Below are 7,018 nucleotides of genomic sequence, written 5' to 3'. Positions count from 1 at the left end.
GCCTTGCGGAATCGGGCTGCGGGCACGCGCTCGAACACGATGGGATCATCGGAGCAGCGGGCCTCGGTGATGCGCCGGCCGAGCACGACCTTCATGGCGATGCGCCGGCCGCGCTCGACCTCGGGGAGCTCGGGCATGGCGAAGAGCATACCGTAGCGGGGGTCTTGCGGGCGGGGGTATACTTTCGTTCGGTCGGTCAGGCGACCCACGGTCCGCGTGAAGGGATTGTCCCACCTGTAAGGGTTTCGAATCGCGCTTGCGGTCATGACCCCTTCAGCGCCCGGTGTGCGGACGACGGGCCGTACATGAAGGAGGTCGTGTCCATGCCTAGCCGGCCCATCCCGCCTCGTCCATCCTTGGAGTTCGACCGCAAGCAAGCGCGCGCGCTGCTGGATGCCCTTGGCCAGGGCGACGCCGCGGCCGTGCAGCGCTTCCGGGCGCATCACCCGCGCTTCCGCGCGGGCGACGTCGCGCGAGCCGCGGCCCTGCACGACGCCCAGCTCGTCATCGCCCGCGAGTACGGCTTCGCCAGCTGGCCGCGCTGGAAGCAGTTCGTCGAGGCCCGCCAGCTCGACACCCGCGAGCGCGCCGCCGAGCTGGTGCGCGCCGCCTGCCGCGGGGACATGCGCAAGGCGTCCACGCTGCTGGGCGCCGAGCCCGCGCTGGAGCGCTTCGATCTCTACACCGCGTGTGTTTGCGGGGCGGCCGAGCACGTCGCCCGCTTGCTCGAGCGTGATCCGTCGCTGGCCCGCGGCAAGGGCGGCCCCCTCGATCGCGAGCCGATCCTCTATGCGTGCTTCTCGCGCTTCCTGCGGAGCGACGTTCGGCGCGCCGAAGGCGTCGTGCGCGTCGTCCGGCTCCTCCTCGACCACGGCGCCGATGCCAACGCCCACGTCACCGTCACCGAGGAGGGCGAGATGTGGGTCCAGTCCGCCCTCTACGGCGCGGCCGGGATCGCCAACAATCCCGAGCTCACGCGGATGCTCCTTGCCGCCGGCGCCGACGTCAACGAGCTCCAGGGTGATCCGGTTGGCGAGGTTCGGGCGGGGGCGTTTGGTCTCGAGGCGCTCTATCACGCCTCGGAGTTCGGCGACGTCACTTGCCTCCGCCTGCTCCTGGAGGCCAGCCCGCCTCCGCATCCGAAGCGGGTCTCGTACTGCCTCGCCCGGATGCTCGACTTCGAGAATCCGGTCGGCGTACAGCTGTACCTTCGACACGGCGCCGATCCGAACTTCCGCGTTCCCTGGATGCACGACCGCACGCACCTGCACCGGGCCGTGGTGTACGGCCGCAGCCTCGCCATCGTCCGGCAGCTCGTGGAGGCGGGAGGCGACCCGAACGCGAGGGATGATCTGGGATTGACCCCGCTCCGCTCGGCCGTGCGTCACGGCCGCGAGGACGTGGTGACCCTGCTGCGTGAATCCGCCGGTGACGAGGGTGGTGTTACCGCGGACGACCGAACGCCAGCCCGCGTCGATCCCGATTTGCTGTGTTACGCGGCCGGGCGGAACGATGTGGAGACGGTTCGACGGCTGCTCGACCTGGGCGCCGACCCGAACGCGCTCGGCGGGCTCGACGAGACGGCACCGCTGGACTGGGCCTGCTGGCGGGGCGGCGCGGAGGCGGCCAGGCTCCTGGTCGAGCGAGGGGCGGACATCCACACGCTCAACCGGTATGGCGGCGACGCCCTGGCCACGACCATCCACGGCTCCCTGAACTGCCACGACGTCTTCGGCGGTATGGCCATGAAGCTTCCCGAGGAGATCACCCACGGCGACTACCCGGCCATCGCCCAGATGCTCATCGCCGCGGGCGCCCGGCTTCCGGATCACGTCGGCGGCAGCGATGCGGTGCAGGACGTTTTGCGGCGGGCCGGCGTGCCCGATGGAGAGTGAGCATGAGCAAGACGCGGCTCTTTCAGTCCATCAGGTCATTGAACGTGGAGGCGGTCTCGTCCCTTCTCGAGGCTCACCCGGAGCTGAAGCGAGTCAAGGAGGAGCGCGGGCGAAACTTGCTGCACCTGTCATGCAGCCTGGCCAGCCATGAAAAGACGAGCCGGCGGTCCCTGGAGCTGGCTCAGTACCTCCTCGACCTCGGCTTCGGCGTCAATGAGCCGGCCTTCGTGGAAGGGACGGCCTTCAAGGCCACGCCGCTCTGGTATGCCATCTCGCGGGGCCGCAATCTGCCCTTGGCGAAGTTCCTCCTGAAGAAGGGATCCACCCCGGAATACTGCCTGTGGTCCGCGGGCTTTCGGGATGATGTGGAAGCCGTCGACCTGCTCGTCAAGCACGGGGCAAGCCTGGATCCGGTGGCGGAAGACGAGACGCCCTTTCTCGGCGCCATCAAATGGAGCCACTTCGCGAGCGCGGAAAGGCTCCTGCGTCATGGAGCGAACGTGAACTTCCAGAACTCCAAGGGAATGGCGGCCCTGCACTTCCTCCTCAAGAAGAACAGCGATCGGAAATACATCGAGATGCTGGTGCGCTATGGCGCGGACCCGACCCTCAAGAATGGCGAGGGGGTGAAGCCTCTGGACATGGTCGCGAATCGCAGGGACAAGACCTTGTTCAACTTGTTGTCGAAGCGACGGGAGGGACGCCGGTGATCAAGACCATAGGGCTGTTGACGCGCAAGCCGGGGATGACGCACGAGCAGTTCATGAAGCACTGGGTCGAGATCCACGCGCCGCTCGCGCATGCGGTGCCGGGATTGCGGCGCTATGTCCAGTCGCACATCCTCGAGCAGCCGACCCGCCCGGATATTCCCACCGCGGACATCGACGTCGACGGCGTTGCCGAGCTCTGGTACGACGACCGCGCCGCCATGGCGCGCGCGCACGCCTCGCCGGAAGCCAAGGCCTTGTTCGCCGATGGCGCGCTTTTCATCGGCCGGATCAAAAGCTTCATCGTCGAGGAGAAGGTGATCATCCCGCAGTCGCACTAGCCCGCCCCTTCACCCTATCCCCCGATGGGGAGGTTCCCATTGCCATCCCTCTCCCCCGTCTCGGGGGAGAGGGCAGGGTGAGGGGGTCGGTACTAGCACGCTCGCCGGGTGAATTCGGGCATGACTTCTTTGCCGAGCCACGCAAGCTGCTCGAGCATGGCTTTTTGCGGGGTGCCCATGCTGTTGCTCAGGTGCACGTACTCGAGGCCGGGGTACTTCTGCTCGAGCGACTTGAGATGGGCGACCAGCTCCTCGGGCGGGCCGGCGAACCAGGCGCCCAGCTTCGTGTAGTGCTCGAGGGTGGGCACTCCGCCCGCGTCCCAGCCGCCGCGCTTGGTGGACGCCTCGAGCTGCGCCGGGGTGATGCCGGGCACGAAGCCGAGCGGGCCGAACATCTTGACGTGCTCCTCGTACCACGGGGTGACCTCGCGCACCGCGCGCTCGCGTGACTCGGCCAGGTGATAGAAGATGCCGAGGCTCAATCCCTCGCCGAGTTTGTAGTCGAGCCCGCCGCGGTGCGCGGCATCCTGATAGGCGAAGATCGACTTCTCCGCCATGGTGGCCGCCCCGCCGCCGATCAGCCCTTTGATGCGGTGCTTGATCATGAAGTCGAGCCCGCGCGCGCTGGCGCTCACCACCGGCTGCCAGCATTCCACGGGCTGGCGGAGGGGGCGGGGGACCAGGGTCAGCTCCTTGAGCTCGTACCCGCGATACGGCACGGCGGGGGGCAGGGTGTAGTGCTTGCCCTTGTGCGCGAAAGACTCCGAGTGGAAGGCCTTCATGATGATGTCGACCTGCTCCTCGAAGAGCTCGCGATTGGCGTCGGCATCGAGCATGGGCGCCCCGAAGGTCTCCACCTCGCGGGTGTGATAGCCGCGACCCACGCCGAAGATGGTGCGTCCGCCCGTGAGGATGTCGGCGGTGGCGTAGTCCTCGGCCAGCCGCAGCGGGTGCCACATGGGCGTGATGTTGAAGCCGCACCCCGTGCGGAGCCGAGAGGTCAGATGCGCGAGATGGACGGCGAGCATCAGGATGTTGGGGAGGCACTCGTAGCCCTCGCGCTGGAAGTGGTGCTCGGCCAGCCAGAGCGTGCGGTATCCGTGCTCGTCCATGCAGCGGGCGATGGCCTCGGTCTTCGAGAAGACCGTGGCCAGGTGCTCGTTCGAGTAGCGCCGCTCGTTGGCGGGGGTGGCCAGCTGTCCCATGTCGGGAAGATCGACGTGGCCGGCGTAGACGGTCGAGAACTTGGTGATCAAGGCGGAATCCTTTCGGTCTGTCCTACTGCAGGGCGTACATGAAGGCGCCTTTCACAATACCGCCCGCTCACCCTACCGCCCCCTCACTCTGCCCTCTCCCCCAATTGGGGGAGAGGGATCAGAAGGAAATGCAGGGCGACGAGATTGCTCACATCCCTCTCCCCCGTCGCGGGGGAGAGGGCCGCAGTTCGAGCTGAGCGGCGCAGCCGCGAGGCGAGGGCTGAGTGGATCAGGGGGAGCACCTGTTCGCGCATAGTCCAGGCTACGGGCCTTCGTCAGCCGGCGAGGGCAGGGCGCGCGGGGGAAACTGGCGGCCCGGATAGCGCGCGAGCGCCGACTCGTCCAGCTCGATGCCCAGACCGGGGCTCTGGGGGACGGCGATGTAGCCATCTCGCACCTCGAAGCCGGGGCTGGCGATCTCACGCCCGCGGCCTTCGAAGTTCACGAAGTACTCGGTGATGAGGAAGTTCGGAATGGCCGCCGACACCTGGAGCGTCGCGGCCAGGCCCACCGTGGTGCTGTTGTAGTTGTGGGGGGAGACCGTCACGAATGACGGCTCGGCCATCTGCGCGATGGCGCGAAGCTCGAGGATGCCCCCGCAGTTGCAGACGTCAGGATTGACGATGTCCGCCGCGCGCAGCTCGAAGACGCGGCGAAACTCCGCGCGCGTGTAGAGTTCCTCGCCGGTGACCACGGGGATGCTGATCTGGCGCCGGCACTCGGCCAGGGCCTCCAGATTGGTCGAGGAGACGGGCTCCTCGTACCAGAACGGCCGGAAGCGCTCCATGGCCCGCGCGATACGCACCGCGTGCATGGGCGCGAGGCGCCGGTGCACCTCGATGAGCAGGTCGACCTCGGTACCGACGGCTTCTCGCACGGCGGCCACCGTCTCCACCGCCTGCTCTTCGTGCTCGCGCGAAAGATGCGTTCGCCAGGGACCGGGGAAGGGATCGAACTTGAGGGCGCTGAATCCGCGGGCCACTGTCTCGCGCGCCCGCGCGGCGTAGTCGGCCGGCGTCTTGCTCTTGCCGTACCAGCCATTGGCATAGACGCGGATGCGCTCGCGGCACGGCCCGCCGAGCAACGCGTGCACCGGCACGCCGTGGCGCTTACCCGCGATGTCCCAGAGCGCCTGCTCGAGGCCGCTGACCGCGCTCCAGAAATCCATGGCCCCGCGCTTGGCCGCGAAGTCGTGATAGGCCACGTGGAGGAAGTGCGTGATGTGCGAGGCGTCGCGCCCGACAAGATAGCGGCCCAGCGCTTCCACGAGGGCGATGATGCTCGTGTCACGGTCGGCCTGCGTGTAGCACTCGCCCCAGCCGTGCGGGCCCGCCTCCGTCTCGACCTTGACGAAGAGCAGGTTCTTGCCCCCGCCCAGGTCGGCGAGAAACGGCGTCACGCGACTGACGCGAAGGCCGAGGTACGAGAGCTCGCCCACGGCAGTGACTCTACCAGAATCCGCCCGCCGTGATACGATCCCGTCGGTCACGTCACCCGCCCCATGCCCGCCCTGACAACGACGTCCGGTCGCCCTTCGGTCCGCGGGAAGTTGATGACCACGCTGCTCGTCTCCCAGGTCTGCGGGAGCACCGCCCAATCGATCGCGATGGCCATCGGCAGCATCATGGCCGCCAGCATCATGGGCACGAATACCTGGTCGGGCCTGCCCGTCGCCGTGAGCGGGCTGGGATCCGCCCTCGCGAGCTGGCCGCTCTCCCGCCTGATGAATCGCTCCGGCCGTCGGCCCGGCCTTGGGCTATGGCCTGGCCGTCATCGGAGCAGGCTTGGGCGCGGCCCTGGTGCTCGGCCCGCTCGCCGTCACCCTGCTGCGCCGGCCCGCGCTTGGCTCGGCTTCCACCGCGCGGGGGCGTTGACACCGTGAGGTCGCCGGAGTAGAAGAGCGCCATCACCGACCAGTGAGATCGCCTTTTCAATCCCTCTCACCCATTGGGGGAGAGGGCAGGGTGAGGGGGATCCTCGAGGAGGGTAACGTATGGCCAAGAAAGGTACCGGGCTCTTGATGGTGTGGACGGACATTCCCGCGGACAAGGAACCCGATTTCAACCGCTGGTACAACGAGGAGCACCTCAAGGAGCGCCTGGCCGTGCCCGGCTTCCTGAGCGGCGCCCGCTACGAGGCCGTGAAGGGCGGGCCCAAGCACCTCGCCGTCTACGAGCTTGAGAGCCCGGCCGTGCTCGAGAGCGCCCCGTACAAGAAGGTGCAGGCCAATCCCACGCCCTGGACCAAGCGCTGCTCGCCCGAAGTCATCGGCACCACGTTCATCCGCAACATCTACACGATGATCCATCCAAAGACGCTGACGCCCGGCATTGCCGAGAGCGGCATGGCGCCCTCGCTTCAGATCGGGCGCATGGACGTGCCTCCGGAAGTCGACGCGGAGTTCAACGACTGGTACAACACCATCTACGTGCCCAACTACGAGAAGGTGCCGGGCGTGATCCGCGGCCGGCGCTATCGCGCCGTCACCGGAACGCCGACCTATCTCACGCTCTACGAGTTCGAGCACCCCAAGGTGTCGGAGAGCGCGCCCTGGCTGGCGCAGCGGGACGCCTCGCCCGTCACTCAGAAGATCCGCCCGCACATGCGCCACGCTCAGGGCTCACCAGGCATCTACGTGAAGACCTTCCAGCTCTAGCCTGAATCCCTCTCCCCATCGGGGGAGAGACTTCCTATGAGGTGTCAAGAGTTTTTTTCATGATCAGGCGGCCTGCCGCATTCGTTGCCGGGCGATGGTGGCCAGGTGGTGTGTCTCGTCGTACGGGACGTGGCGGCTCCACATGACGAAGATGATTTTGAGC

General features: G+C 67.4%; 7 protein-coding genes. 4 read left to right on the top strand and 3 right to left on the bottom strand.

The annotated features are described in order from the left end of the window. Nucleotides 1–323 precede the first annotated feature (323 nt). Genes VGT00_08780 through VGT00_08770 form a run of 3 tightly spaced genes read left to right on the top strand, consistent with a single transcriptional unit; the run spans nucleotide 324 to nucleotide 2,943 of the window. A complete protein-coding gene (locus VGT00_08780; protein ID HEV8531496.1) occupies nucleotides 324–1,895 on the top strand; it encodes an ankyrin repeat domain-containing protein in 1,572 nt (523 codons plus the stop codon). A 2-nt stretch (nucleotides 1,896–1,897) separates the two neighbouring features. Beyond that, entirely contained in the window at nucleotides 1,898–2,605 is a 708-nt protein-coding gene (locus VGT00_08775) for an ankyrin repeat domain-containing protein (GenBank protein ID HEV8531495.1), read from the top strand. After that, complete coding sequence (locus VGT00_08770) at nucleotides 2,602–2,943, top strand: EthD domain-containing protein (protein ID HEV8531494.1); 342 nt, start codon at nucleotides 2,602–2,604, stop codon at nucleotides 2,941–2,943. The genes VGT00_08775 and VGT00_08770 overlap by 4 nt, the downstream gene beginning before the upstream one ends. Before the next feature lie 92 nt (nucleotides 2,944–3,035). Here VGT00_08770 and VGT00_08765 read toward each other — a convergent pair whose 3' ends face one another. From VGT00_08765 to VGT00_08755, 3 genes are all read right to left on the bottom strand, one after another. Beyond that, the gene (locus VGT00_08765; protein HEV8531493.1) at nucleotides 3,036–4,199 is read right to left on the bottom strand and encodes an LLM class flavin-dependent oxidoreductase; all 1,164 of its coding nucleotides are present in this window, start codon (nucleotides 4,197–4,199) and stop codon (nucleotides 3,036–3,038) included. A gap of 262 nt (nucleotides 4,200–4,461) precedes the next feature. Next, on the bottom strand, nucleotides 4,462–5,637 hold the full coding sequence (locus VGT00_08760) for a mandelate racemase/muconate lactonizing enzyme family protein (GenBank protein ID HEV8531492.1): 1,176 nt from the start codon (nucleotides 5,635–5,637) through the stop codon (nucleotides 4,462–4,464). Nucleotides 5,638–5,684: 47 nt separating this feature from the next. Then, nucleotides 5,685–5,846, bottom strand: a complete 162-nt coding sequence (locus VGT00_08755) for a hypothetical protein (protein ID HEV8531491.1) — start codon at nucleotides 5,844–5,846, stop codon at nucleotides 5,685–5,687. Between the two features lie 346 nt (nucleotides 5,847–6,192). On the opposite strand from VGT00_08755, the gene VGT00_08750 reads away from it, so the two are divergent. Further along, on the top strand, nucleotides 6,193–6,855 hold the full coding sequence (locus VGT00_08750; protein ID HEV8531490.1) for a hypothetical protein: 663 nt from the start codon (nucleotides 6,193–6,195) through the stop codon (nucleotides 6,853–6,855). Nucleotides 6,856–7,018: the final 163 nt, after the last annotated feature.

It is taken from the genome of Candidatus Methylomirabilota bacterium (genome assembly GCA_036002485.1).
Classification (GTDB): domain Bacteria; phylum Methylomirabilota; class Methylomirabilia; order Rokubacteriales; family CSP1-6; genus AR37.
This window is presented reverse-complemented; position numbering and strand designations above follow the sequence as displayed.

What these genes read in the sequence shown, in the direction of transcription:
- VGT00_08780 (HEV8531496.1), top strand. Translation starts at nt 324, where the DNA reads ATGCCTAGCCGGCCCATCCCGCCTCGTCCATCCTTGGAGTTCGACCGC.
- VGT00_08775 (HEV8531495.1), top strand. Translation starts at nt 1,898, where the DNA reads ATGAGCAAGACGCGGCTCTTTCAGTCCATCAGGTCATTGAACGTGGAG.
- VGT00_08750 (HEV8531490.1), top strand. Translation starts at nt 6,193, where the DNA reads ATGGCCAAGAAAGGTACCGGGCTCTTGATGGTGTGGACGGACATTCCC.